Annotated in this window: 26 protein-coding genes; 15 read left to right on the top strand and 11 right to left on the bottom strand. The window is 72.0% G+C overall.

The window, feature by feature from the left end:
* Nucleotides 1-53: 53 nt before the first annotated feature.
* A complete protein-coding gene (locus LUW87_RS03575; protein ID WP_232669699.1) occupies nt 54-455 on the top strand; it encodes an RNA-binding S4 domain-containing protein in 402 nt (133 codons plus the stop codon).
* A 41-nt stretch (nt 456-496) separates the two neighbouring features.
* On the opposite strand, the gene LUW87_RS03570 is transcribed toward LUW87_RS03575, so the two are convergent.
* Both LUW87_RS03570 and LUW87_RS03565 read right to left on the bottom strand, forming a co-directional pair.
* Nucleotides 497-658 carry a hypothetical protein gene (locus LUW87_RS03570; RefSeq protein WP_232669698.1) on the bottom strand — a complete coding sequence of 54 codons (162 nt, stop codon included), beginning with the start codon at nt 656-658 and terminating at the stop codon, nt 497-499.
* 42 nt (nt 659-700) lie between these two features.
* A complete protein-coding gene (locus tag LUW87_RS03565) occupies nt 701-1753 on the bottom strand; it encodes an NAD(P)H-dependent amine dehydrogenase family protein (protein ID WP_232669697.1) in 1053 nt (350 codons plus the stop codon).
* Between the two features lie 63 nt (nt 1754-1816).
* Here LUW87_RS03565 and LUW87_RS03560 point away from each other — a divergent pair, with 63 nt between their 5' ends.
* Nucleotides 1817-2119 carry a hypothetical protein gene (locus LUW87_RS03560; RefSeq protein WP_232669696.1) on the top strand — a complete coding sequence of 101 codons (303 nt, stop codon included), beginning with the start codon at nt 1817-1819 and terminating at the stop codon, nt 2117-2119.
* A 32-nt stretch (nt 2120-2151) separates the two neighbouring features.
* Here the strand turns inward: LUW87_RS03560 and LUW87_RS03555 are convergent, their stop codons facing one another.
* The 7 genes from LUW87_RS03555 to LUW87_RS03525 all read right to left on the bottom strand — a co-directional run bounded on the left by LUW87_RS03555 (nt 2152) and on the right by LUW87_RS03525 (nt 9337).
* A complete protein-coding gene (locus tag LUW87_RS03555) occupies nt 2152-2760 on the bottom strand; it encodes a mismatch-specific DNA-glycosylase (RefSeq protein ID WP_232669695.1) in 609 nt (202 codons plus the stop codon).
* Nucleotides 2757-3623 (bottom strand): potassium channel family protein, encoded by an 867-nt coding sequence (locus LUW87_RS03550; protein WP_232669694.1) that lies wholly within the window; start codon nt 3621-3623, stop codon nt 2757-2759. Before LUW87_RS03550 ends, LUW87_RS03555 begins: the two co-directional genes overlap by 4 nt.
* A gap of 63 nt (nt 3624-3686) precedes the next feature.
* The gene (locus tag LUW87_RS03545; RefSeq protein ID WP_232669693.1) at nt 3687-4358 is read right to left on the bottom strand and encodes a hypothetical protein; all 672 of its coding nucleotides are present in this window, start codon (nt 4356-4358) and stop codon (nt 3687-3689) included.
* 24 nt (nt 4359-4382) lie between these two features.
* A complete protein-coding gene (locus LUW87_RS03540) occupies nt 4383-4832 on the bottom strand; it encodes a glycine/sarcosine/betaine reductase selenoprotein B family protein (RefSeq protein ID WP_232669692.1) in 450 nt (149 codons plus the stop codon).
* An 18-nt stretch (nt 4833-4850) separates the two neighbouring features.
* Entirely contained in the window at nt 4851-5894 is a 1044-nt protein-coding gene (locus LUW87_RS03535; RefSeq protein WP_232669691.1) for a cytochrome d ubiquinol oxidase subunit II, read from the bottom strand.
* Entirely contained in the window at nt 5891-7237 is a 1347-nt protein-coding gene (locus tag LUW87_RS03530) for a cytochrome ubiquinol oxidase subunit I (protein WP_232669690.1), read from the bottom strand. The genes LUW87_RS03535 and LUW87_RS03530 overlap by 4 nt, the downstream gene beginning before the upstream one ends.
* Before the next feature lie 99 nt (nt 7238-7336).
* Nucleotides 7337-9337, bottom strand: coding sequence for an NHL repeat-containing protein (locus tag LUW87_RS03525; protein ID WP_232669689.1), 2001 nt, complete (start codon nt 9335-9337; stop codon nt 7337-7339).
* Nucleotides 9338-9474: 137 nt separating this feature from the next.
* Here LUW87_RS03525 and LUW87_RS03520 point away from each other — a divergent pair, with 137 nt between their 5' ends.
* The 12 genes from LUW87_RS03520 to LUW87_RS03465 all read left to right on the top strand — a co-directional run bounded on the left by LUW87_RS03520 (nt 9475) and on the right by LUW87_RS03465 (nt 21574).
* Complete coding sequence (locus LUW87_RS03520) at nt 9475-10668, top strand: saccharopine dehydrogenase family protein (protein ID WP_232669688.1); 1194 nt, start codon at nt 9475-9477, stop codon at nt 10666-10668.
* Nucleotides 10669-10716: 48 nt separating this feature from the next.
* Nucleotides 10717-11157 (top strand): DUF6325 family protein, encoded by a 441-nt coding sequence (locus tag LUW87_RS03515; protein ID WP_232669687.1) that lies wholly within the window; start codon nt 10717-10719, stop codon nt 11155-11157.
* Nucleotides 11158-11206: 49 nt separating this feature from the next.
* Nucleotides 11207-11515, top strand: a complete 309-nt coding sequence (locus LUW87_RS03510; protein WP_232669686.1) for an SHOCT domain-containing protein — start codon at nt 11207-11209, stop codon at nt 11513-11515.
* A gap of 35 nt (nt 11516-11550) precedes the next feature.
* On the top strand, nt 11551-12006 hold the full coding sequence (locus tag LUW87_RS03505; RefSeq protein ID WP_232669685.1) for a universal stress protein: 456 nt from the start codon (nt 11551-11553) through the stop codon (nt 12004-12006).
* 61 nt (nt 12007-12067) lie between these two features.
* Complete coding sequence (locus LUW87_RS19040) at nt 12068-12556, top strand: cation:proton antiporter regulatory subunit (protein WP_232669684.1); 489 nt, start codon at nt 12068-12070, stop codon at nt 12554-12556.
* Nucleotides 12553-14238 (top strand): cation:proton antiporter, encoded by a 1686-nt coding sequence (locus LUW87_RS03495; RefSeq protein WP_232669683.1) that lies wholly within the window; start codon nt 12553-12555, stop codon nt 14236-14238. Before LUW87_RS19040 ends, LUW87_RS03495 begins: the two co-directional genes overlap by 4 nt.
* A 51-nt stretch (nt 14239-14289) precedes the next feature.
* On the top strand, nt 14290-15075 hold the full coding sequence (locus LUW87_RS03490) for an enoyl-CoA hydratase/isomerase family protein (protein WP_232669682.1): 786 nt from the start codon (nt 14290-14292) through the stop codon (nt 15073-15075).
* Between the two features lie 70 nt (nt 15076-15145).
* Nucleotides 15146-16264 carry an AI-2E family transporter gene (locus LUW87_RS03485; protein ID WP_232669681.1) on the top strand — a complete coding sequence of 373 codons (1119 nt, stop codon included), beginning with the start codon at nt 15146-15148 and terminating at the stop codon, nt 16262-16264.
* Nucleotides 16265-16321: 57 nt separating this feature from the next.
* The gene (locus LUW87_RS03480) at nt 16322-17710 is read left to right on the top strand and encodes a sensor histidine kinase (protein ID WP_232669680.1); all 1389 of its coding nucleotides are present in this window, start codon (nt 16322-16324) and stop codon (nt 17708-17710) included.
* Nucleotides 17707-18303, top strand: a complete 597-nt coding sequence (locus LUW87_RS03475) for a GerMN domain-containing protein (protein ID WP_232669679.1) — start codon at nt 17707-17709, stop codon at nt 18301-18303. Before LUW87_RS03480 ends, LUW87_RS03475 begins: the two co-directional genes overlap by 4 nt.
* Before the next feature lie 173 nt (nt 18304-18476).
* Nucleotides 18477-19706, top strand: coding sequence for an amidohydrolase family protein (locus tag LUW87_RS03470; protein ID WP_232669678.1), 1230 nt, complete (start codon nt 18477-18479; stop codon nt 19704-19706).
* Nucleotides 19707-19912: 206 nt separating this feature from the next.
* The gene (locus LUW87_RS03465) at nt 19913-21574 is read left to right on the top strand and encodes a chloride channel protein (protein WP_232669677.1); all 1662 of its coding nucleotides are present in this window, start codon (nt 19913-19915) and stop codon (nt 21572-21574) included.
* Between the two features lie 12 nt (nt 21575-21586).
* On the opposite strand, the gene zwf is transcribed toward LUW87_RS03465, so the two are convergent.
* Nucleotides 21587-23053 carry a glucose-6-phosphate dehydrogenase gene (zwf, locus tag LUW87_RS03460; protein WP_346742418.1) on the bottom strand — a complete coding sequence of 489 codons (1467 nt, stop codon included), beginning with the start codon at nt 23051-23053 and terminating at the stop codon, nt 21587-21589.
* Nucleotides 23054-23165: 112 nt separating this feature from the next.
* Nucleotides 23166-24014: an SDR family NAD(P)-dependent oxidoreductase gene (locus LUW87_RS03455; RefSeq protein ID WP_232669675.1), complete on the bottom strand. Its 849-nt coding sequence runs from the start codon at nt 24012-24014 to the stop codon at nt 23166-23168.
* 254 nt (nt 24015-24268) lie between these two features.
* Here LUW87_RS03455 and ahpC point away from each other — a divergent pair, with 254 nt between their 5' ends.
* Entirely contained in the window at nt 24269-24832 is a 564-nt protein-coding gene (ahpC, locus tag LUW87_RS03450) for an alkyl hydroperoxide reductase subunit C (RefSeq protein ID WP_232669674.1), read from the top strand.
* Nucleotides 24833-24874: the final 42 nt, after the last annotated feature.

Genomic DNA, 24874 nt, shown 5'->3' with positions numbered 1-24874 from the left:
CGATCCTGTCACGCCGCGACGCGGTGGCGCGCCGAGGGAGGGAGACTGTGGTCATGGACCAGGCGAGGGTGGACCGTTGGTTGTGGGCCATCAGGGTGTTCAAGACCCGATCGGAGGCCACCGCCGCCTGCCGCGCCGGTCACGTCCGCGTCGACGGCCGCCCCGCCAAGGCGGCCACGACCGTCGCCGCCGGCCGCCGGGTCGACGTGCGAGCCCACGGCCGGGACCGGGTCTTCGAGGTGCTCGAGCCCATCGAGAAGCGGGTGGGTGCGGCGGTGGCCGCCACCTGCTACGTCGACCAGTCGCCCCCGCCCCCTCCCCGGGTCATGGCCGGCCCCGCAGGGCTGCGTGACCGAGGGACGGGCCGGCCCACCAAGCGCGACCGCCGCCGCCTCGAGCAGCTCAAGGGCCTCCCTCCTCCCGACCTGCCCCCGATCGACGTCGACGACACCTGACGTTCGTCCCGTCGGACCGTCGTGCCCATCCTGCTCGAGGCTCAGGTGTCGTTGCTCACCGGGTCGTCGTCGGCGAGGCCGATGGCCTCGGACAGCTCGTCGGACACCTCGGCGTAGGCGTCGTCGGTGCCGTCGCGCCGATCGACCGCCCCTTGTAGCGGATCGCCTTGCTCGTACTCACGGTTCTCGTCGTTCTCGCTCATCCTGGGTTCGTGCCCATCGCCGCATCGGGGCAGAACCCGCGCTCAGGAGGGGCGAGCGGCGATCAGCGGCAGGTCGGCGTAGGTCACGATGCCGGGACGCGCCTGGCACACCGCGGGGATGGCGTCGACCGCCGGCATGGCCGTCATGATCATGCCCAGCACCATGAAGTCGGCGAAGGAGGTGGCCTGGAAGTCGGGGGGCGGGGCCACCTCCACCTTGGTGTGGACCCGGGGCTGACCTTCGACGTCGATGACGTACCCGTGTTCGACCGGCCAATCCGGGTCGAGCGTCCGGCCCTTGCGCCACCGCACCCGCAGGTCGATGAGGCAGCGACCGTCGACCCAGCCCTGCCAGCTGGCGGCCACGCCGGCCACGCCGTCGGCCGGGATCGTCCACGAGCCGAGGTCGAGGGCGTGGGTGGTGCGGGCGTACTCGGCCTCGAACCGGACCTCGTCGAGGTCGACTCCGAGGGCGTCGGCCATCATGTGCACGGCATCGCCGAACACGGCGGTGCCCTCTCGGGTCATCTCGGCCAGCCCGGGGGCGTCGATCGGTTGGGCGAAGCCCACCTTCAGCTCGGTGTCCGGTGAGTCGTAGCCGGTGGAGTCGACCGACTCGAGCACGGTGATGCGCTCGACCCGGTCGCAGATGCCCGTGGACACCAGGGCGATGAGGTTGGCGAAACCGGGGTTCATGCCCGAGCCGAACAGCGTGGAACCCCCCGTCTCGCAGGCCGCCAGCAGGCGGTCGCGGCCCGCGCCCAAGGCATGGCCCGTGATGAAGCCGGCCGTGCTGACGATGTCGACGCCGGCGGCCAGGATGCGCGCCATCTCGTCGACGTCGGGCCACATCGGGTTGTAGACGACGCAGTCGGGTCGGAGGGCGAGCAGGGCCTCGACGTCGTCGGTGGCGGTCACGCCCAGGGGCTCGAGTCCGCACAGCTCACCCACGTCGCGCCCCGCCTTGTCGGCGCTCCATGCGTAGCAACCGACCAGTTCGAGGTCGGGGCGGGCTGCCACCGCCCGCACGGATCGTCGGCCCACGTTGCCCGTGGTCCACTGCACCACGCGATACGGCGGTCGTTGCGTCGTCATGTCGGTTCCCCCCGGAGATCGGCTCGGGCATCGTAGGCAGCCCTGGGGGTTACCGTGGCCGCCATGGCCCGGATCCCCACCGCCCCCGTCGTCGCCGCCTCCCTGATCGGGGGCTACCTCGTCGCCCGAGAGACCGGGGTCCGTCCCCTCGGTGGGGCCGTGCTGGCCCTCGGTGGGGCGGTCGCCGGCCGAGAGTGGCTCCGCCACGCCGGACCCGTCGGCACCTCGGTGCTCGGCGTGGTCTACCTGGGTTCCTTCGGTGCGTCGCACCCCCTGGCCAAGAAGATCGGCCCCTGGCCGGCTGTGGTCAGCGCCGCGGGGGCATCGGCGGTGGCCTCCTGGGCGCTCTCTGACCGCCGGGCCTGAGCTGACGTCGACGGCGCATCACCGGTCCGACCTCAGTCGGGTCCGACGTCGAGCAGCGCCACGCCGGCGGCCTGGGCCGCCCGGCGGTACCAGGTCGCCAAGGTTTCGACCGTCTCGTGGGCGTTGAGTCCACTGGGGTTGCCCAGCACCCAGAGCTCGGCGCCCTCGAAGTCGTCGTCCTGGCGACCGATGGCGGCCTGGCGTCGGCCGAAGGCCTGGCGATAGGCGGTCACGCCGAGCACCGCCACCACCCGAGGGGCCCGCTCGGCGACCAGCCGGCGGAGGCGATCGCCGCCCTCGGAGAGCTGCGCCGCGCTGAGCTGGTCGGCCCGGGCGGTGGCCACGGGGGCGATGTTGGAGATGCCCACCCCGGCCTCGGCCAGGACGCGCCGATCGGCAGCAGTGAGCCCGGCCGAGGCGTCGACGACGTGGGAGGTGATCCCGGCGCGGTGCAGGGCCGGCCAGAAGCGGTTGCCGGGCCGGGCGAAGTGGGCGTTCACCGCCGCCGTCCAGAGCCCGGGGTTGATGCCCACGAACAGCAGCCGGAGCGGGTCGGCCAGGAGGTCGTCGACGGTCGCCCCGTCGTAGGCCGCCAGTTCGGCTCGGGTCGGGCGTCGCTCGAGTGGCGGCGGGGACGTCACCTGGTGTCGCGACCCGTCTCGTCGCCGCGCCCGTCGAGCAGCAGGCCCTCGATCCGCTCGAGCCGGGCCATGAGCTCGGCGTGCTGCGCGGCGCTCATCGCCGGCAGCGGGGTCGCCCGCCCGGTCGGAACGTCGGTGCCATCGTCGGCGGGGCCCCGCTCATCACCCCGCGACTGGGCCGCCTGGTCGTTGAAGTTCGACGCGATCTGGGCGGTCACCACCGCCGCCACCACGATGGCCAGCACCATGAGCAGGGTGGCGGTGAGGCGCCCGCCGACGGTGACGGGCGTGAAGTCGCCGTACCCGACCGTGGCCACCGTGACGGCCGTCCACCACAGCGCCTCGCCCATCGTCTCGATGTTCGAGCCCTCGGCGCCTGACTCGAACGCGAAGACGATGACGGCTCCGTTGAGCACCAAGAGCGCGGCGACGACGAGGAACTGGGCCAGGTTCCCGCGGGCGAACATGGAGCGCAGCAACCGGAGGCTGAACAGGATGCGCACCGGGGGGACGATGACGGCCAGGCTCAGCGCGGGGTGCTGGCTCACGTAGCGCCATCCCTGCCCGGAGAGACGGGAGCGGACGAGCAGGTCGACGCCGAAGACGACCGACAGCGCCATGCGACCGACGTCCCAGCCCCACCCCTGGTCGGGTCGCAGGCTCGGGGTCATGGGCACGACCGTCAGCCAGATGGTGACCAGCGCGAAGAGGTCGAGATACGCCTCGGTGCGGGCCACGTAGGCCGCGTAGGCGGGCGTCTCCCGGGCGGCGGCGCGGGCGGCGGCGCGGCGACGCCACCAGCGCTTCGGCCCGGCCCGGTCGGGGCCGGATGCATCGGTGTCGGGCTGGGGCGGGGAACTCATCGGGGCCAGTCCAGCACCTGCGGACGGACCGGTCGGTGACCCCACGCCGGCGCGCCTCCCTGTTCAGGAGCGCACGCCTGCGGCCATGTAGAACCAGAAGGCGAACGGGGCGTCCTGCTCCTTCATGCGCCGCCGGGCGGCCAGGAGCGTCTGGCCGGCCTCGGTGACCTCGGAGAACCAGACCTCGGCGGAACCGCCGGTCACGTCGTCGGCCAGGGCGATGGCCGCCTCTTCGTAGTAGGTGCGCAGGTCGTGGGCGCAGCTGACCGGGTCGCCCGGGAGGCCGACCTCGTCCCACCGCTCGCCCTCGGCGATGCGGACCAGCCGGCCGACCAGATCGGGGATGCCGTCGGCGTCGGTGACCCGCCCGACCGAGGTGAGCCCCAGACGGTCGAGGCTGCGGTCCCATGCCGGGCGCAGAGCCCGCGCCTCGTCGACGGCCGCCGGCACCGAGGTGTCGTAGCGGGGCGGGAGCGCACAGGCGAGCGGCGTCTCGTCGATCTCGATGACCTCGGGGTGATCGACGAGCACCGGCACCTCGGGGCTGTCGAGCAGGGCGAACCCTCGCATCAGCACGTCACGCTGGAAGGCGGGGTCGCCCGGCTTGCCGAGCGGTCGGCCGAGCGGGAACTCGCCGTAGAGGGCGCGCGGCGGGTGCATCTTCTCGGCCACGACCCGGTTGGACACGAGCGCGACGGTGGCGAGGCCGGCGGCCTCGAGGACGTGGGCGAGCACACACACGGTGCGCGTGCAGAGCGGTCAGACGGGGGTGAGCACCACCACGTCGACCCCGTCGCCGCGCAGCAGCTCGCCGGCCGCCGGACCGGAGTCGAGGCGGATCCGGGTGACGGTGTCCTCCTGGTTGCCGGCGAAGGAGACGTGGCGGGCGGCGACCCGTCCGATCACGCCCTCGTCGGCGAGCTCGGCGAGGCGTGCTCGCGGCAGCACGACCTCGGGGTCGGCGGCGAAGCCGGCGTGGTCGAAGTTGGGGCTCCAGTGCCCCATGACGACCTCGGGGCGATCCTGGTCGATGACCCGGAAGCCCGTGTCGTCGAAGCTGAAGCCCTCGTCGCCGGGATGGTGGATGGCGGCGGTGGTGACGATGGCGACGGTGGCCTGGGACAACGCCTTGGGCTCGGTGCGGGCCGTGGTGGCGAACTCGGGGTTCGGGAGACCGGCGGCATAGGCGCGGGACGCGGCGTCGCTCATGGCACCGATGCTGGCACGTCAGCGGCCGTGGGGGACGTTCTCGGCGGCCACCTCGGACAGGTCCTCGGTCTCGAGGCGGTTCTGCTGGCTGAGGCTGAGCAGGAGCCACAGGGCCGGGCCGACGATGAGCACGGCCAGCACCACGACGCCGACGAGGGCCCACATCGTGCCCGACGGCGCGGCGGCTTCTTCGATGGTGAGCGTGGTAGGCAGCATGTAGTCGTACTGCGCCACCCCCCACCCCCACACGACCGCTCCGACGGCGACCACGGCGAGGACCCGGGCGAGCGCCGGACGCAGGCGGTGAAGGGCCCACATGGCGCCGAGGCCCCCGAGTCCGGACAGGATCAGCAGGGGCAGGGCCCGACCGACCAGACGATCGAAGAGCCACTCGGCGTCGCCCCGCAGCACGACGATGCCCACCAGGGCCAGCACCCCGGTGGCGATGCCGGCGCCGATGCCCCGGCGCCGGAAGTACTCGACGAGACCGGCGTCGTCGCGGTGGCGGGCCTCGTCGACGAGGAACGTGGCGGCCAAGAACGAACAGGTGGCGACGGCGAGCACCCCGGCGAAGACGGACGTGGGGTTGATCCAACTCGTCATCTGGTCGCCCGACCCGTCGAGGGGCACCCGACCCGAGGCGATGGCGCCGGCGATGGTCCCCATGGCGAACGGGGTCACGATCGACGACACCGCGAACGCCACGCCGAAGGCGCGCCGGGCGCCGAACTCCCGGGTGACGTGACGGAACGCGAAGCCCGACCCCCGCAGCAAGATGCCGATGACCGCGATCATGAGCGGCACGAAGAGCGTGGTCATGATGGCCACGAAGGCCGGCGGGAACGCCGTCCAGAGCACGACGAGGCAGAAGATGAGCCAGACGTGGTTGGCCTCCCACACCGAGCCGATGGCCAGGTCGACGAGGGCCCGCGGCCGGGCACCGCGTTGGGCCCCTCCTGCGGTGAGGTCCCAGAAGCCGCTGCCGAAGTCGGCCCCGCCCAGCACCGCGTAGGCGCTGACGCCGAGCCAGAGGACGAGGGCGACGAGGTCGGCGAGGTTCACGACGCCCCTTCGGGGGTCTTCTCGTCGTGCACGTCGGGGCCGTAGGGCGAGCCGACCGCCGCCTCCTCGCGCCAGCGTCGGGCCATGCGTCGCAGCACGACGACGGCGGTGACCCCGAGCAGCGTGTAGATGCCGACGATGCCGGCGAACCAGTACCAGAGGCCGCCCTGGGAGGTGACGGCGTCCTCGGTGCGCAGGTAGCCGTAGACCACCCACGGCTGGCGGCCGACCTCGGTGACCACCCACCCCGCCCAGGTCGCGACCACGGCGGCGATACCTGAGACGGCCACCGCCCGCAGGAACCAGTCGGTGTTCGGGATCCGACGTTTGCGCCACCACACGAACCCGAACCAGACCGCCAGGCCGAAGAGCGCGGTGCCGATGCCCACCATCACGTCGAACGCCCAGTGCACGATGGTGACGGGCGGGCGGTCCTCGGGCGGGACGGTGTCGAGGCCCTGGATCTCGGTGTCGGTGCTGAACCCCGACAGCAGCGAGGCCAGGCCGGGGATGCGGATGCCGCCTTCGACCTCCCCGTCGACGTAGCGGCCGAGCAAGATCTCGGGGACGTCGGTGGAGGTCGTCGGCACCATCTCCATGGCCGCGAACTTGACGGGCTGGTTGTCGAACACCTGGCGGGCGGCGAAGTCTCCGACGAACATCTGCAGCGGCATGGCGATGGCCGCCACGGTGAGCGGGATGAGCAGGCCCACCTTGTGGTACCGGTCGCGCCGTCCCTTCAGCATCGCGAAGGCGTAGACCGAGGCCACACCGAACCCGCTCACGATGTAGGCGGCCAGCAACATGTGCGGTACCTGGTGCCAGACGCCGTCGTTGAAGAGGACCCCGAAGAGGTTGACCTCCGAGAGGCGACCATCGGCGCCGATCTCGAAGCCTCCCGGCTGGTTCATCCAGGCGTTGGCGGCCACCACGGAGAAGGTGCCGCCGATGCCCGCCAGCACGATGGGGATGCCCGACAGGAAGTGCTTCCAGGGCGAGAGGCGGTCGAAGCCGTAGATGTAGATGGCGATGAAGATGGCCTCGGTGAAGAAGAAGAGGCCCTCGTAGCCGAACGGCAGACCGAAGGCGTCACCGAACTGCTCGAAGAGACCGGGCCAGAGCAGGCCCAGCTCGAACGACAGCAGCGTGCCCGTGACGGCCCCCACGGCGAAGAGCACCGCCATGGCCTTGGCCCACCGGCGCGCCAGCAACATGGCCTCGGCGTCGCCGTGGCGGATGCCGCGGTAGTTGGCGATGAGCGCGATGGCCGGGAACGACACGCCGAGGCAGGCGAGCACGATGTGGAACCCCAGGGTGAACGCCATCTGCTGGCGAGCGGCCATGAGGTCGCTGGCGGAGGCGGCCGCGGCGAGGACGTTGATGGCGCTACCTCCCAGAAGGCGGACCCGGAACCCAGCGGCAACGTAGCCGACGGGGGCGGCTCAACCGGTGAAGGTGGGCAGGGCGACAACGGCGACCGCCGGGGCGGCCGGTCGGGCTCGGGGCACGGCGGGTTGCACCGGGGCGGCGAGGCCGACGTAGGCGACGATCTGGTAGCCACCCGGGTTGGTGGGCACCGGGATCTCCTTCCAGTGGTTCGTGGCCCACACGTTGCCGGAGGGGTCGATCGCCACTGCCGAGGATCGAGTGAGCCCGTCGAAGCCGTAGCCGGCGTCCGGGGAGATGGCCGACCCGACCGACCCACCCGGGCGGCAGTCGGTGGCGGGCACCCCGCAGAACTGGGAGATGCGTTTGCCGGCGAAGTTCGAGATCCAGACGTTGTCGTCACCGTCGACGGCGATGCCCCACGGGATGGTCAGGCCACCGCCCTCGAACGCGGCCACCGGCTCGCCCTCGGCACTGATGAGCGCGACGGATCCCTTGGTGCCGTCGGTGCCGGCCCGCCCCGGGCAGGGGGGCTCCACGAACCCGGAGTTGGCCACCCACTGGTTGCCGGCCTGGTCGGCGGCGATGCCCATCGGCCGGTTGAACACGTCGCCGGTGAGCGGGGAACCGGGCCGGGGTCGTCCATCGGGATCGAGCACGGCCACGCTGCTGCTCCCGACACCGGTGATGAACGCGTTGCCCTCGTCGTCGAAGGCCACGTCGAAGGGCTGGCTCACGCCCAGGTCGGTGAGGGTACGCGGCCGGGTGGGATCGCCCATCGAGTAGAGGGTCACGCTGTCGGACCCGCAGTTGGCGATCCAGATCGAGCCTCGATCGTCTGCCCCCGTGCCCTGGGGCCAGTCGACCGACCCCTGGGTGTAGCCACGAGGCGGCGACACCGCGGTGCCCTCCAGGGTGAAACGGGACACGCTGTCGTGGGAGGGCTGATCCCCCTGGGTGCAACCCGGCGCGGCAGCGCCGTAGTTGCCCACCCACACGTCACCGAAGGGGTCGATGGTGACGCCGTGACCGGGTCCGTTCAGACCGCCGCCCGTGAAGGGGGAGCTGGGCACGTGGCGCCCGTCCGGCGAGAACTTCAGCAGCGCCTCGCCGGCGCACACCGGTTCGGTCGGGTCCGGGGAGTACTCGTAGCTGTTGCCGACGTAGAGGTTGCCCTCGTGGTCGACGGCGACGTTGCCCGGGCCGTTCATCGTGCGGCCGTCACCGGCGAAGCGCAGGGCGACGGTCCAGGCCTCGGGAGCCGCGACCCGGGCGGGCTGGCGAGGCACCGACCCCCGCGTGGCCACCACGAAGAGCTCGGTGGCCGAGCTCCACGGGTCGCGAGCCACGTTCACCAGGGCCTGGTGGGTGTCGGCGGGGACGAGCCCCTCCGGAGAGGTGGCGGCCCGGCGCAGCGCACCGCATGCCGCGGCCGAGTCGCCGCAGGCGACGACCATGTTGGCGAGCGAGTTGACGGTGGACAGGGTGGAGGTCTCGTCGCCGTTCGGGGCGGTGCGCAGGACGACGCCGGCCTCCCCGGTGGACGGATCGACGAGGTTGTGGGCCATCCCCACGGCGTTCGGGAGCCCCGGGTCCGGGCCCCGGACGACGTTGGTGCCCGGCGCGGTGAAGCGGGCCAGGGCGTAGGCGGCCGCCACCGTGGTCATCTCGTTGACCACCGCCGTGCCGGGGACGGTGCCCACGCCGAGCACGCTGACGAGGCGGAGGTCCAGCGATGCCCTCGGGGGGTCGGGCGCGCTGGCCACCAGGTACAGCACCGCCCGTGGCGGGGGGCTCCCCTCGAGCACGAGCTCGAAGGCTCCTGCGCCATCGGCGGTCGCCGTGGCCAGGATCATCGGTTCGGCATCGGCGGCGGCCACCAGGGCCACCTCGTAGCCGCCGAGGCCGATGTCGGCGAGGCGGACGGTGCCCCCGATGCGCGCCTCGGACGGTTCCGGCTGGGCGGCGGCGAGCTCGGGGCCGAGGAGCGAGGCCACCAGCCCCACGACCACCACCACGACCGTCACGATCCGGTGGCCGGTGACCCGGAACCTCACGACAACGTCACTCCTTCGCGCTCGGACGGCGGCGACCCTAGTGCTCGCTCAGCCACCTCGCAGATGCTCGCCCGGAGCCCGCGGTGGCGCCTCGGTGACGCTAGAACTGGCGCTGGCAGCCGTCCGAGGAGGCACCCATGGCCCAGCGCGACCGCAACGCCCGGGAGTTCGACGTCGTGCTCTTCGGCGCCACCGGCTTCACGGGCGGTCTCACCGCCGAACGCCTCGTGGCCCAGGCGCCCCGGGGGTGCCGGTGGGCGTTGGCCGGACGCGACCGTGAGCGGCTCGGTCGGGTACGTGACGCCCTCGGTCCCGACGGTGCGGACGTGGGCCTGGTCATCGCCGACGTCGACGACCGCGCCAGCCTGCGGGCCATGGCCGAGCGCACCATGGTGCTGGCCACCACGGTCGGCCCGTACCTGCGCTACGGCGATGGGGTGGTGGAGGCCTGCGCCCAGGCCGGCACCGACTACGTGGACCTCACCGGCGAGGCCGAGTTCGTCGACGCCACCTACCTGCGCCACCACGCCACCGCCGTGCGCACCGGCGCCCGCCTCGTCCACGCCTGCGGCTTCGACTCGGTGCCCCACGACCTCGGGGCCTGGTTCACGGTCGGCCTGCTCGACCCGGACCGGCCGATCACCGTGCACGCTCACGTTCGGGCCAGCGGGAGGTTCTCCGGCGGCACCGCCGCGTCGGCGCTCGGATTCCTCGGCCGCATCCCTCAGGGGGTACGGGTTGCTCGGCAACGTCGCGGCGTCGAGGACCCACCCGACCGACCGGTCCAGGTGCGGCTCGGGCCGTGGCGGGAGCAGGGCGACTGGTCCTTGCCGTTCCCGTCGCTCGACCCCCGGATCGTCGCTCGTTCGGCGGCTGCGCTTCCCCGCTACGGCACGTCGTTCACCTACTCGCACAACCTCGTGGTGGGCCCCCTCCCCCTCGCCGCCGCCGCCGTGCTCGGCGCCACCGCGCTGACCGTTCTGGCCCAGCTCCCACCGGTGCGCACGGCCCTCGAGGCTCGGGTGCCGGCGGGCTCGGGCCCCGACGCCGAACAACGCCGGCGGGGCCACTTCGAGGTGCGCTTCCACGGTTCTGACGGCCGCCGCGAGGTGACGACTGCGGTGCGCGGAGGCGATCCCGGCTACGACGAGACCTCCCGGATGCTGGCCGAGGCCGCCCTGTGCCTGGCGTTCGACGACCTCCCCCACGTGGTCGGTCAGACGACCACGGCCGTCGCCATGGGGGCCGCCCTCACCGACCGCCTCATCGCCCGAGGCATCCGTTTCGACCTGCTCGACGGGCCCACCCCGGTGCTCGACACCGAACACTAGGATCTCGCCGCTGCCCATCTCGGGCCTTGACCCTCCTGGAGGCAACTCGTGGCCGTCGTCCCCGATCCGCACCGGCTCGCGCCGATCGACGTCGCCGTCATCGGCTTCACCGGCGATTCCTTCAACGGCGAGATCGCCCCGGCGCTGCTGGAACTGGCCGAGAGCGGCGTGGTTCGCATCATCGACCTGGTCTTCGTGCGCAAGGCGGCCGACGGCTCCACCACCTGGGTCGAGGTCACCGAGGACGAGGCCCCCGACGCCTTCGGAGCCCTCGCCGACGACCCGCTCGACATGTTGAACGACGAGGACCTGTCGTCCATCGCCGAGGAGCTCGAGGTCGGGACCGCCGCCATGGTGGTCGTGTGGGAGAACCTCTGGCTGGCCCGCCTGGCCGGAGCCATCTGGGACTCCGGCGGCTTCCTCATCAGCCAGGACCGCATCCCCCACGACGTCGTCGTGCGGGCCGTCACCGCCCTCCAGGAACAGTAGGAGTCAACGCATGCGCCGTCGTAGGGGTCGCCCCGGTCTCATGGGCACCATGGCCCGCACCGCTGTCATCGCCGGAACCGCCACCGCCGTCTCGGGCGGGGTCCACAACCGCCAGGCCCAGAAGGCCGAGGCCCAGCAGGCCACCGCCGCCCAGCAGCAACAGGCCATGGTCGACCAGGCGGCCACCCAGGCCGCCGCCCAGGTCGCCGCCCAGCAGGCCGTGCCCGCGGCACCTGCGCCGCCGGCGGGCGGCGACGATCCCATCGCCAAGCTCAAGGAGCTCGCCGAGCTCAAGGCACAGGGCCTGCTCAGCGACGACGAGTTCGCCGCCGCCAAGGCCAAGCTGCTCGGTCTCTGACGCCGCGCCGGTCGGGGCCCGGGTACGGTTCCGGGATGGTCGCTCCGATCCTGCTCTGCACCGACGGGTCCCCGTTGGCCATCGAGGCCCTCGCCTCGGGCCTGGAGCTCCTCGGCCCCGGCCGGGAGCTCGTGCTCGTGACCGTGGTCGACGAACCGGACCCCTCGCTCGTCACCGGCACCGGTTTCGCGGGTGGGGTCATGACCCCCGAGGAGCTCGAGGCCCGCACGGCCGCCGCGGTGGCCCACGCCGAGACCGTCCTCGACGAGACCTCCGAGGCGCTCGAGCTCGACCCGGTCGAGACACGGGCCCTGCACGGCGACGCCGGGGTGGCCATCTGCGCCCTCGCCGAGGAGCTCGGCGCGGGGGCCATCGTGATCGGTTCGCGGGGTCGAGGCGGCATCCGCCGGGCGGTGCTCGGCTCGGTGTCCGACCACGTCGTGCGCCACGCCCCGTGTCCCGTCCTGGTCACCGGCGACCAGTCCGACTGAGCAGACCCCTAACCCCCTGGGGCACCTGGAAGAGCGCCCGATCCCCAGCAAGGAGACCTCCGTGGACGTCCACCTGCACGAACATCCCGTTCCCGGCAGCGACCGGAGCTACGAGCTGCGACTCCCCGATCGGGCCTGCGTGACACTGGTCGTGCACGGCGCCGACGGTCGTCGCGAGCTCTCCGCCATCGCCCCGGGTCGAGACAGCCCGGAGCTCACCGTGACGCTCTCGGAGGCCCAGGCGGTGACCCTGGGCATGCTGCTGAGCGGGTTGGTCGTCACCGGGCACGACGCCGCGGCGCCAGCCGTCCACGACGAACCCGTCCAGGTCGTCACCCTCGAGCTGGCTGCCGACTCCCCCGCGCTGGGCCGCGTGCCCGACGAACTCGCGGACGAAGGACGGGCGCGAGTCCTCGCCGTCATCCGCGACGACACCCCCGAGCTCGTCGAGGACGACCCCTCACGCGCACTGCGGGTCGGTGATCGCCTGGTGGTGGCGGCCCGACCCGAGGAGCTGGACGCGGTGCGCCACCGCCTCGGAGCCCGATGAGCGATCCCTTCTACCTCACCGCGGCGGTGCTGGCGGTCGCGGCAGTCGTCGGGCTGCTGGCGAACCGGTTGCGCCAGCCGCTGATCGTGGCCTTCATCGCGGTGGGCATCCTCGTGGGCCCCTCGGTGCTGGGATGGGTCCAGGACGCCGAACCGCTCGAGCTCTTCGCCGAGATCGGCATCGCGGTCCTCCTGTTCCTGGTCGGGCTCAAGCTCGACCTCCGCCTGGTGCGCGCCACGGGGTCGGTCGCGCTGGTGACCGGGCTCGGTCAGGTGGCGTTCACGTCGATCGTCGGCTTCGGCCTGGCGATGCTGCTGGGCATGGACGCGACCACCGCGCTCTACGTGGGGATCGCGCTCACGTTCTCGTCGACGATCATCGTGGTCAAGCTGCTGTCGGACAAGCGCGAGATCGACGAGCTCCACGGGCGCATCGCCTTGGGCTTCCTGATCGTGCAGGACATCGTGGTGGTCCTGGTCATGATCGTCTTGTCGTCCTTCGGTGGCGACAGCGACCGCAGCCTCGCCGCCGACCTCGGCATCACGCTGGCCAGCGGGCTCGGCTTCGTGGTCGGGCTGGCCATCGCCATGCGATGGGTCCTCCCCTGGGTCCTCCACCGCCTGGCGGCGTCCCAGGAGCTGCTGTTGGTGGGGGCCGTCGCCTGGGCGGTCTCGCTGGCCGCCCTGGGTGATCTGCTGGGGTTCAGCACCGAGGTCGGGGCGTTCCTGGCCGGGTTCGCCCTGGCGTCCACCTCGTTCCGCGACGCCATCAGCTCGTCGTTGACGCCGCTCCGGGACTTCCTGTTGCTCTTCTTCTTCATCGAGCTGGGCAGCCAGCTCGACTTCTCGACGATCGGCAGCCAGGTGCCCGCCGCGCTGGTCCTCTCCGCGTTCGTCCTGATCGGGAACCCGGTGATCGTGCTGATCATCATGGGCGTCATGGGCTACCGGCGACGGGTCGGCTTCCTCGCCGGCCTCACCGTTGCCCAGATCAGCGAGTTCTCCCTCATCTTCGTGGCCCTCGGCCTCACCCTCGGTCACATCGGCAACGAGACCGTGGGGCTGGTGACGCTCGTCGGCCTGGTCACCATCGGGCTGTCGACCTACATGATCCTGTACTCCCATCCCCTCTACGACCGGCTGGCCCCGTACCTGCGGATCTTCGAGAGGGCCAAGCCCTCCCAGGGCGACGAGCCCGAGGGCGACGAGCCGGTGGACGTGGTCGTCTACGGCTACGGCCGCTACGGGCGCAACCTGGCCTGGCGTCTCGCCGATGGCGGCCACCGGGTGCTCGTGGTCGACTGGGACCCGCAAGCGGCGGCCGAGGTCACCGAGCACGCCGGCCTCGACGTCGTCTTCGGCGACGCCGAGGACAACACGTACCCCTCGAACCTGCCTCTCTCCACCGCCCGAGTGGTCGTGTCCACCGTGGCACGGGTCGAGTCGAACCGCATCCTGGCCAAGGCCCTGCGCCGCTGGGGCTTCGACGGCACCGTCGCCGTCACCGCCCACACGACCACCGACGCCGAGGCACTCGACCGCGACCTCCCCGAGGCCGACCTGGTGCTACGCCCCTTCCATGACGCCAGCGAGGTGGCCACCGCCGAACTCATCGCCCTCCTGCACGAACCCGGGGGGCACGCCGCACACCAGCGCGACGCCGAGGAGGCCGGCTCCGCCTGAGGACCGAGGGCCGAGGGCAGCCGCCCGCCTCGACGCGTGGCACCATCGGGCATGGCTCACGACGATCGCGGCCTGCACGTCCGCCTCGAGGCGCCGCTCACCCGGCTGACGCTCGACCGGCCGGCGTCGCTCAACTCCCTCGACGACGGCATCCGACTGGCCCTGCGCGAGGTCCTCACCGAGCTCGAGGACCGGCCCGACATCCGGGTGGTCCTCCTCGACGGGGCCGGGCGGGCGTTCTCCGCCGGCGCCGACCTGCGCGCCACCGCCTATCCCCCCATCGAGGGCGACTGGTCGACCCGGCGACACCGGGCCGGCACCTGGCAACGGCTGCTCGACCAGCTCGAGCGCGTCCCCCAGGCCACCGTCGCCCGCCTGCACGGCCACGTGGTGGGAGGCGCGGCACTCCTGGCCGCCGCGTTCGACATCCGCGTGGCCTCGGCCGACACCCGCCTGCGCATTCCGGAGCTGGCCATCGGCATCCCCCTCACCTGGGCCGGTCTGCCCCGCCTGATCCGAGAGGTGGGGCTGCCCCTCACCCGTGACTGGGTGATGTCCGGGCGGGTCGTGCTCGCCGAGGAGCTCTCGCGGAGCGGCTTCGCCCAACGGGTCGCGGCGCCGGAGGACCTCGACGACGCCGTGGAGGCCTGCATCGGCGAGCTGCTGGCCATGCCCCCGGCCGCGCTGGCCATGACCCGCTCGATGACCGCCGCGCTCGGACGGACGACACCGGGGATGGCGGCCGCCTGGGGCGACGCCGATCACCAGCAGTGGGCCTTCACCGAGCACGAGTACCACGACGCGGTGCGGGCCTACGTCGACGGGCTCCGTGGCTGAGCGCGGGCCTCGCGGAGAGGACCCTCCCGCCGATCGGCTCCTCGCGGGCCCGACGGGGTAGGGGGCCGGGGTGCCGACCGACGAACCCAGCCCCCGCACCCTGCCCGTCCCCCCGCGCCTGACCTGGCTGGCGGCGGTGGCCATCCGGCTCCTCGCCATTGGGGCGGCGGTGTTCGTGCTCGGGGTCGTGCTGTGGCGGCTCAAGATCGTGGTCGTCCCGATCTTCGTGGCGCTGTTCCTCTCCACCGTGCTCGCTCCCCCGGCCGTGGCGTTGCGTCGCCGCGGCATTCCGCCGTTGCCGGCGACCGCCCTCGTCTTCCTCGGCCTGGCCGGCATCCTGGCCCTCGTCGGTGTGGTCATCGTGCCGCCCTTCGTGGACCAGTTCGCCGAGCTGGGCGACGCCACCTCCGCCGCGCTCGACGACCTGCGCACCTGGTTGCAGACCGGTCCTCTGGAGATGGCCGAGGGCGACATCGACGAGCTGGTCGAGTCGGCTCAGGCCCAGATCTCCGAACGCCAGGACGAGCTGGCCACCGGGGCCATCGCCGGGGCCAGCGTGGCGGCCGAGGTGGCCGTCGGCGCCGTGTTGACCCTGGTGCTGACGTTCTTCTTCGTCAAGGACGGCGACCGGATGCTCCGCTTCGGCCTCGACCAGATGAGCGCCGGGACCGCCGCCGATCTGCGGGCGATCGGGCAGCGGGCCTGGCGCACCCTCACCGGCTACTTCCAGGGGGTGACCATCGACGGCGTGGTGGAGGGGGTCCTGATCGGCACCGGCCTGGCCGTGCTCGGGGTGCCCCTCGCCCTGCCGCTCGGGGTCATCACCTTCTTCGGTGGCTACTTCCCGCTGGTCGGGGCCGTGGTCGCCGGGGCCCTGGCCGCGGCCGTGGCCCTCGTCACCCAGGGGTTCGTCACCGCCCTCATCGTGATCGCCCTGGCGCTGATCGTGCAGAACGTGGTGACCAACCTCATCGATCCCCTCGTGATGGCCAGGACCGTGAAGCTGCATCCGGTGGTCATCCTCGTGGCGGTGACGACGGGAGGGGTCCTGGGCGGCATCATCGGGGCCTTCGTGGCCGTGCCGGTCGCCGCCGTCAGCTTCGAGGTCGTCGACTACTTCCACAACGTCAAGAACCCACGGCGGCGCTCGGTGCCCGAGACCGAGACGCCCCCGGGAGACGGCGGCTAGGCCCGGCACGACGGGCCCCTCGGTCGCCGGCGGGGGCGGCTGCGCTAGGAAGGTGGGGTGTCGACCTGGAGGCAGCGCCGCCCACTGCGCGTCCCACTGCGGGTACGCGCCATGCTGGCCTTCGGGCTGGTCTCGCTCGTCCTGGCCGGCACCTTGGCGATCATCACCTTCACCCTGGTGCGCACCTGGACCGTGGAGGACCGTGAGGACGCGGCGATGGCCCAGGCGTACACCAACGCCCGGCTGGTACGCACCCGCCTGCGGGCGCCCGGTACCGATCTGCCCGAGCTCCTCTCGGGGCTGCAGGTCTCCAGCAGTGGGGAGGTCCTGCTCGAGCAGGGCGGGCTCTGGTACGCCAGCGCGGTCGGGGTCGACCGCTCCGCGCTGCCCTCGGGACTGCGCGACACGGTCGCCGACGGCCACGTGGCCCGGCAGATCACGATGACCAGCACCGGCCCCGACCTCGTCATCGGCATCCCCCTGCCCCAGGTCGGCGCCCGCTACTTCGAGCTCGTCGACCTCGGCGACACCGAGACCACGTTGCAGACCCTGGGGCGTTCGCTCGCCGTCGGGGCCATCGCCGCCGCCCTCATCGGGGCGCTCACCGGTGCCGCCGTCACCGGACGGGTGCTGCGGCCGCTACGTCGGGTGTCGGCGGTGGCCCAGCAGGTGCGCGAGGGCGGCCCCAGCGCCCGCCTCGAGGTGGTGGGCGACCCCGACCTCGACCCCCTGAGCGAGTCGTTCAACGGCATGCTCGACGAACTGGAAGAGCGGACCCGGCGCGAAGCCCGGTTCGCCTCCGATGTCAGCCATGACCTGCGGGGCCCGCTCACCGCGCTGTCCGCCGCCGTGTCGGTGGTGAACCGCCGGCGCGACCAGCTCCCCGAGGAGGCGGGGGAGGCGATCGACGCCCTCGACGAGCAGGTCGTGGCCTTCAACCGCCTCGTCCTCGACCTGCTCGAGATCTCACGGTTCGAAGCCGGCACCGCCAGCCTCGAGACCCGCGAGGTCGGGGGCATCGAGTTCGTGCGGGCCGTCCTCGGCGAGTCCCACTCCGACGTACCCCTGTCGGTGGCGCCCGGCTACGACCCCCGACTCGTCGTGGACCCCCGCCGCATCCGCCAGGCCATGGGCAACCTGCTCGAGAACGCCGACCGCTATGCCGGCGGGCCCACCCGGGTGATCCTCGAACCGGGCTCGGAGGGACGGGTTCGCATCGTCGTCGACGACACCGGCCCCGGGGTGGCACCCGAAGACCGAGACGCCATCTTCAACCGCTACGAGCGGGGGCGGGCGCACCGCGACCCCGACCTGCCCAAGGGCACCGGCTTGGGCCTCGCCCTCAGCGCCCAGCACGTCTCGCTGCACGGCGGCACCATCACCGTGGAGGACGCCCCTGGGGGCGGCGCCCGCTTCGTCATCGAGCTCCCCCCGACACCGACATGACGCGCCTCGCCCGCCTCCTCGTCCTCCTCGGGCTCGGTCTCGTGGTGGCCGGCACCGTGCTGGCCGGCTGCGGCATCAGCCCCGACGACTCCCCGCGCGCCCAACCCGACGAGGACGTGCCCTTCGGCCTGCTGGAGCGGGGCGACGGCGCGACCACGACGGTGGCGGCCCCGACGGCCGTGCCCATCAGCATCTGTCTGGTGCGCACCGACGGGCAGCTGGTGTCGATCCCCCGTGACTTCGCCCCGAACCCTTCGCTGTCCGAGGTCCTCGGTGCCCTCGGCGACCCACCGACCGACGCCGAGCGCACCCTCGGCCTCTCCACCGCCATCAGCGACGACGCGGTCGTCAACGAGGTCCGGACCAGCGCAGGGGTGGCCAACGTGGACCTCGGCGCGGGGGTCGTCGAGGGCTCGGCCCGCAACCAGCTGGCCGCGGTGGCCCAGATCGTGTGCACGCTGACCCAGCAGCCCGGGATCGGCCAGGTGCGCTTCCTCGTCGACGGGGTGAACGTGGAGGTCGCCCGCGGCGACGGCTCCACCACCGCCGACGCCGTCTCGCGCCGCGACTACGCCACCGTGATGCCCTCCTGAGTCGGCCACCGGCCCACACCCGGTGCACGACGGGCTGCGACCGGTCGCGGCGCCCGGAACCGAGGAACCTCCGTCGGGGCGTGACGAAACTGAAGCCGTGTTCTAGTATGGGGGAGCCCGCGGTCCCCCCGGCCGCTCGAGCCAACCCCCACCCCCGACGCGAAGGAACTCCCGTGCTTGGACCCGACGACCGCTACATCGTGATCTCTGCTGACACCCATGCCGGTGGCAGCCACGCCCAGTACCGCGAGTACCTCGACCCGAAGTACCGCGACGACTTCGACGCCTGGCGCGAGAAGTACAAGAACCCGTTCAAGGACCTCAAGGACACCGACATGAGGATCCGGAACTGGGACGGCGACATGCGCGACGAGCAGATGAACGCCGACGGCGTGGTGGGCGAGGTCATCTTCCCCAACACCGTGCCGCCGTTCTTCCCCAACTTCGTGCTCTTCGCCCAGCCCCCGACGCCGGACGAGTACGAGCACCGCCACGCCGGCATCCAGGCCCACAACCGGTGGATGGCCGACTTCGTCTCCCAGAAGCCCGAGTCCCGCGCCGGCATCGGGCAGGTCTTCCTGAACGACATCGACGACACCATCGCCGACATCGAGTGGTGCCACGAGAACGGTCTGCGCGGCGGCATCCTCGTGGGCTCGGTGCCCCCCACGACCGACTGGATCAAGCCGCTCTACCACCCCGACTACGACCCGGTGTGGGCCAAGTGCCAGGAGCTCGGCGTGGTCGTCAACGCCCACAGCGGCACGGGAGGCCCCGTGTACCAGAAGGCCCCGGCGATGCCTCTGGTCCACTTCCTCGAGATCCCCTTCTACTCGCAGCGGCCGCTGGCCTACATGATCCTCGGCGGCGTCTTCGAGCGCTTCCCCGACCTCAAGTTCGTCCTCACCGAGGCCGGCTGCGCCTGGATCCCCGCCTTCCTCCAGCAGATGGACGACCTCATGGACGGCATCCGCTCGAACAAGTCGGGTGAGATGCGCATCGGTGGCGAGCTGGTGCCGCCCCGCTCGGCCACCGAGTACTTCATGCAGAGCTGCTACGTGGGCACCAGCCAGCCCGCGCCGGCCGACGTCGCCGCCGCTCTCGGCCCGGTCGGTCTCGAGCGGGTCATGTGGGGCAGCGACTACCCCCACGACGAAGGGACCTACCCCTTCACCCGCGAGCATCTCCGCCAGGTGATGGCCGACCTCGATCCCGAGAAGAAGCAGCAGTACCTGGCCGGCAACGCCGCCGAGCTGTACGGCTTCGACCTCGACGCACTGCGCCCCCTCGCCGACCAGTTCGGCCCGACGGTCGCCGAGCTCTCCCAGCCCCTGGACGCGCTGCCCGAGAACGCCAACCAGGCCCTCGAGCGCTCCGCCCGCCAGTTGGCTCGCGCCAGCTGATCATCGCGTTCGGACCACGGCCCGCCGGTGCACCTGCGCCGGCGGGCCGTGGCGCGTCCGCACCCGGGTGACCTCGGCGCGGCCGGCCGGTGGGAGCTCGGGCTGCGGTTGCTCGCGGGTCGTGCGGCGACCCATCCTGGGTGGGTGGTCGTCGTCTCTCACACCGTGAGCTCCCTCACGGTGACGTCGACGTCCCCCCGCGGGGCATGAAGGTCCGGGCACGGCTGGTCCGTGACTTCGGCGTGCGCTCGCAGCGCACGCTGCTGTTGTCCGGTGCCACCGGGGTGCTCACCGGTGGCGCCGTCGCCGGCTACGACTGGGCCGTCCAACAGGAGCTCTTCGAGCGGGTGATCGAGACCCCGGTGGCCGTGCAGGCCGGGTTGCTCGCCGTGGGCCTCCTCGTCGCCGCCGCCTCGCTGCTCTGGATCGCCGGGGGCGCCTCCCCCGCCACGGCCGACGCCTACATCGAGAACTTCCACGAGCCCGATCGGGTGCTGCCGTTGCGGCCGGTGATCGGTCGCCTGACCGCCGGCGCCGCCACCCTCGGCAGCGGTGGCTCTCTGGGCTTCGAGGGCCCGTCGCTCTACATGGGCGCCGTGATCGGCTCGGCCCTGCAGGCCCGCTGGTCGCGCCTGTTCACCCGCGACGACACCAAGGTCTTGATGGTCGCCGGTGCCGCCGCCGGCGTGGCCGCCATCTTCAAGGCGCCGGCCACCGGCGCGGTCTTCGCCATGGAGGTGCCCTACCGCGACGACACCGCCCGCCGCATGCTGCTGCCGTCGCTGGTCGGCGCGGCCATGGGCTACCTCACCTTCGTCGCCCTGCTGGGCACGGCCCCGCTGTTCAGGGTCGAGGGGTCGCCTCCGTTCGACCTGCGCGAGCTCGGCGGCGCGGTGCTGCTCGGCATCGTGTGCGGTCTGGGGGCGCGGGGCTTCGCCCGACTGATCCGCCTGGCCAAGCGCCTCTCGACGCTCGGCCACCCCCTCACCCGCATCGCCGCCGCCTCCGGGGTCCTCATCGCCCTGCTGGTGCTGTCCCAGGTGCTCTTCGACGACACGTTGTCGAGCGGATCCGGCTACCGGGTGCTCGACTGGCTGAGCGAGCCGGAGCGTTCGATCGGGCTCATCGTGGCCCTCCTGGCCATCCGGGTGGTGGCCACCACGGCCACGCTGGCCGGTGGTGGGGTGGGCGGGCTGTTCATCCCGCTCGTCGTGGCCGGGGCCCTGGTGGGCGACGCCACCTCCACGGCGCTCGACGACCCGTCGAGCCTGTTCCCCCTCATCGGCGTGGCCGCGTTCCTGGGCGCCGGCTACCGCACGCCGCTGGCCGGCGTGATGTTCGTCGCCGAGGCGACCGGCCGGCCCGGCTTCGTGGTCCCCGGACTCATCGCATCGGTGGCGTCGCAGCTGGTGATGGGCAACGACTCCGTGTCCGCCTACCAGTCGGCCGGCCGGGTCGGACACCTCGAGCGTCGCTTCCAGCTCCCCATCGCCGCGGCGCTGACATCGGACGTGCGCGCCGTGCCCCCGGACGCCACCATCGAGGAGTTCTACGACCACCACCTCTTGCTGACCCGCAAGATGGACGTGCCCGTGCTCGACGGCAACGAGTACCTGGGGATGATCTCGGTCGACGACCTCGCCCGCCTGGCCCCTGAGGAGTGGCCCACCACCACGGTGGCCGAGGCGCTCGACGCGAGCTGGCCGACGGGCGCCCCGGACTGGCGCCTGGAGCAGGCGATCCGCACGATGGACGCGGCCGGCATCGACACCCTGCCGGTCGTCGACGGCACCACCTTCGTCGGGGTGGTGAGCACCTCCGACATCGTGCGCCTCGACGAGATCCTCGGCGACCGCGAGATCAGCTGAGCGAGCCGACCCTCAGCTCGAGCGCCAGGGCCGTTCGAAGGGAAGGCGCCAGGCGTAGGGGGCGATGAGCTGGTGGATGGCGTTGGGTCCCCAGGAGCCGGGCTGGTAGGGCCGTACCGGCGGTGGGTTGTCCAGCAGCGGCTGGGACACCTCCCACAGGCGCTCGACCCCCTCGGCGGAGTTGAAGAGGGTGTGATCACCGGCCATGGCGTCGAGGATCAGTCGCTCGTAGGCCTCGAGGATGTCGTGGCTGCGACCCGTCTCGTGCAGCGAGAACTGCAGGCTCTGCTTGTCGAGGGTGAGTCCCGGACCGGGACGCTTGCCGTAGAAGGACAGCGACAGCTTGGAGACGTCGGCCAGATCGAAGGTCAGGTGGTCCGGCCCGTGGGCACCCACCCCGGAACCGACCGGGAACATGCTCTTGGGCGGTTCACGGAAGGCGATCGAGATGATGCGGGCGCCCTCGGCCAGCTGCTTGCCGGTACGCAGGTAGAAGGGCACGCCCGCCCAGCGCCAGTTGTCGATCTCGCAGCGCAGCGCCACGAAGGTCTCGGTGTCGGAGTGGGGTGCCACCCCCGGCTCGTCGAGGTAGCCGCTGTACTGCCCCCGCACGACGTCCATCGGCTCGAGCGGCGTGAGCGAGCGGAAGACCTTGCTCTTCTCCTCGCGGATGGCTCGCGAGTCGAGGTGGGTGGGCGGTTCCATGGCCATGAAGGCCAGGACCTGGAACAGGTGGGTGACGACCATGTCCCGGTACGCCCCGGTGCCCTCGTAGAAGCCGATGCGCTGGCCGATGCTGAGGGTCTCGGGCACGTCGATCTGGACGTGGTCGATGTGCTCGCGGTTCCAGATCGGCTCGAAGAGCCCGTTGGCGAAGCGGAAGGCCAGGATGTTGAGCGCCGCCTCCTTGCCGAGGAAGTGGTCGATGCGGAAGATCTGGTCCTCGTCGAAGGCTTCGTGCAGCGAGGCGTTGAGCTCGCAAGCCGACGCCAGGTCGGTGCCGAAGGGCTTCTCCATGACGATGCGCGCCCGGTCGGTGAGCCCGGCGGCGCCGAGCGTGGCCACCACCTCCTGGGCGGCCCGCGGCGGCACGCTCAGGTAGTGCAACCGTTGGGGTTGGCCCCCCAGCTCGGCTTCGAGGGCGGAGACCCGGTCGGCCAGCGCCTCGGCGCCCTCGGCCTGGCCGATGTGGTGCAGACAGCTCGAGAAGAGGGCCCAGTCGGAGTCGGAGAACACCCGACGGGAGAACTCGTCGACGGCGCCGCGGGCGAACGAGCGGAAGCCCTCGTCGTCGAGGTCGTCGAGGGACACCCCGAGGACACGGCAGCGGCGCAGCAGGCCGGCCTGGTAGAGGTGGAAGAGCCCGGGGATCAACTTGCGCCGGGCCAGGTCGCCGGTGGCCCCGAACAGCACGACGACGTGGGCGTCGACCGGGTCGACGAGGTGGCTGTTGATGTCGTGCGGATCGCCGTTGGTCATGCTCGTGGCCTCCTCGGTTCGCGCCATCGGTCCCAGCGTGGCCCAACCACCTTCCGGTCGGGTTTCCACTCGCTGACCCGATCGGCTCGGGCCGGGGCGGACGACGCCGCGCTCACGCCTCGGGGCGCAGCAGCACCTCGGGTACCCGACCGTCGACGTCGGTGAACCCGAGCTCACGGGCGAGGCCGGCCGACGTGAAGGCCCGTCCGGTGCGAGCTGGGAGCCCCTCGTCACCGAGGAGGGCGACGACCGCCCGCCCGAGGAAGCGGGGCGACTCCGCCCCGGAGAGGTCGAAGCGCCCCTCGCCCGGCAGCTCCAGATAGGCCTGGTCGCCGTCGTACTGCGCCCCCATCTCGAGCAGCTCGGTGCGCACCAGCCCGGGCCACAGCGACACCACGCTCACCCCGGTGCCCTCGAGGTCGACGGCCATGTCCGCGGTCATCTTGTCGACGGCCGCCTTGCCGACGCCGTACACGACGTTGTGGGCGTAGGTGACCGCACCCGAGGAGGAGATGTTCACGATCAGCCCGCCGCCGGCGGCCAGCAGCAGGGGCATGCCCAGCACGCTGGCCACGTAGTGCGAACGGGTGCCGATGTCGATGACCTGGTCCCACGCCTCGACCGGCAGCTCCCAGAAGCGCTTGCCCAGCCACGGCACCAGGTCGGGGGCCGAGTAGACGTTGTTCACCAGCACGTCGAGGCGTCCCTGCTCGGTGCGCACCCGATCGAACAGGGCCGTCACCTGGTCGTCGTCGTGGTGGTCGCAGGCGACCGCGATGCCGCGGCCGCCCAGGTCGTCGATCTCGGCGGCCGTCTCGCCCACGGTCCCCGGCATGGCGCCGGCGGTGACCGTGCGACCGGTGACGTAGACGGTGGCCCCCGAGGCTCCGAGCTCGAGGGCGATGCCCTTGCCGATCCCCCGGCTGGCGCCGGTCACCACGGCGACGCGTTCACTGCTCATCGATGCCCCTCTCGTCGATCCTCCCCCATGGCGGATCCCCGCCATCTTGGCTCACGACGCACCGCCCCGGACGCCCGGGCGGACGGAACACGACCTCCTCGGGGCCGTGAGCCCCGGCGCCGACGATCGCGACTGGGAGTGGTGATAGCCCTCGACTATGGGCGTGATGGGGCCAAACGATCGTCTGTCGCTATGGATCGCCGCCTTGTCCATCTAGCGTGCCTATCCACACACATCCCCCCGGAGGAACCCAGATGGCACTCGTCAACACCGAGATCAAGCCCTTCACCAGCACCGCCTACCACAACGGCGACTTCGTCCCCGTGAGCGACGAGGACCTGAAGGGCACCTGGTCGGTGGTGTTCTTCTACCCGGCCGACTTCACCTTCGTCTGCCCCACCGAGCTCGGCGACCTGGCCGACCACTACGCCGACTTCCAGCGCCTGGGGGTGGAGATCTACTCGGTCTCGACCGACACCCACTTCACCCACAAGGCCTGGCACGACACGTCGGACACCATCGCCAAGATCGAGTACCCGATGATCGGCGACCCCACCGGCGAGATCACCCGCAACTTCGAGGTCATGCGCGACGGCCAGGGCCTCGCCGACCGCGGCACGTTCCTCGTCGACCCCGACGGCGTCATCCAGTTCATGGAGATCACGGCCGAGGGCATCGGCCGCAACGCCACCGAGCTGCTGCGCAAGGTCAAGGCCGCCCAGTACGTCCGCAACCACCCCGGCGAGGTCTGCCCCGCCAAGTGGGAGGAAGGCGAGGACACCCTGGCCCCCTCGCTGGACCTCGTCGGCAAGATCTGACCCTCCGGTCGGGGAACCGGTCGCCGCCGGTTCCCCGACCCT

It is taken from the genome of Rhabdothermincola salaria (assembly GCF_021246445.1).
GTDB classification, from domain to species: Bacteria; Actinomycetota; Acidimicrobiia; order Acidimicrobiales; family Acidimicrobilacustridaceae; genus Rhabdothermincola_A; species Rhabdothermincola_A salaria.
The sequence above is the reverse complement of the archived record's forward strand: the minus strand, read 5'-3'. Positions and strand labels throughout refer to the sequence as shown.

Coding starts and splice junctions, on each gene's coding strand:
- LUW87_RS03490 (WP_232669682.1), top strand. CDS start 14,290: ATGGCTCACGACGATCGCGGCCTGCACGTCCGCCTCGAGGCGCCGCTC.
- LUW87_RS03550 (WP_232669694.1), bottom strand. CDS start 3,623: ATGAGTTCCCCGCCCCAGCCCGACACCGATGCATCCGGCCCCGACCGG.
- LUW87_RS03510 (WP_232669686.1), top strand. CDS start 11,207: ATGGCCCGCACCGCTGTCATCGCCGGAACCGCCACCGCCGTCTCGGGC.
- zwf (WP_346742418.1), bottom strand. CDS start 23,053: ATGACCAACGGCGATCCGCACGACATCAACAGCCACCTCGTCGACCCG.
- LUW87_RS03455 (WP_232669675.1), bottom strand. CDS start 24,014: ATGAGCAGTGAACGCGTCGCCGTGGTGACCGGCGCCAGCCGGGGGATC.
- LUW87_RS03540 (WP_232669692.1), bottom strand. CDS start 4,832: ATGAGCGACGCCGCGTCCCGCGCCTATGCCGCCGGTCTCCCGAACCCC.
- LUW87_RS03475 (WP_232669679.1), top strand. CDS start 17,707: ATGACGCGCCTCGCCCGCCTCCTCGTCCTCCTCGGGCTCGGTCTCGTG.
- LUW87_RS03495 (WP_232669683.1), top strand. CDS start 12,553: ATGAGCGATCCCTTCTACCTCACCGCGGCGGTGCTGGCGGTCGCGGCA.
- LUW87_RS03520 (WP_232669688.1), top strand. CDS start 9,475: ATGGCCCAGCGCGACCGCAACGCCCGGGAGTTCGACGTCGTGCTCTTC.
- LUW87_RS03565 (WP_232669697.1), bottom strand. CDS start 1,753: ATGACGACGCAACGACCGCCGTATCGCGTGGTGCAGTGGACCACGGGC.
- LUW87_RS03465 (WP_232669677.1), top strand. CDS start 19,913: ATGAAGGTCCGGGCACGGCTGGTCCGTGACTTCGGCGTGCGCTCGCAG.
- ahpC (WP_232669674.1), top strand. CDS start 24,269: ATGGCACTCGTCAACACCGAGATCAAGCCCTTCACCAGCACCGCCTAC.
- LUW87_RS03505 (WP_232669685.1), top strand. CDS start 11,551: ATGGTCGCTCCGATCCTGCTCTGCACCGACGGGTCCCCGTTGGCCATC.
- LUW87_RS03570 (WP_232669698.1), bottom strand. CDS start 658: ATGAGCGAGAACGACGAGAACCGTGAGTACGAGCAAGGCGATCCGCTA.
- LUW87_RS03575 (WP_232669699.1), top strand. CDS start 54: ATGGACCAGGCGAGGGTGGACCGTTGGTTGTGGGCCATCAGGGTGTTC.
- LUW87_RS03560 (WP_232669696.1), top strand. CDS start 1,817: ATGGCCCGGATCCCCACCGCCCCCGTCGTCGCCGCCTCCCTGATCGGG.
- LUW87_RS03530 (WP_232669690.1), bottom strand. CDS start 7,237: ATGGCCGCTCGCCAGCAGATGGCGTTCACCCTGGGGTTCCACATCGTG.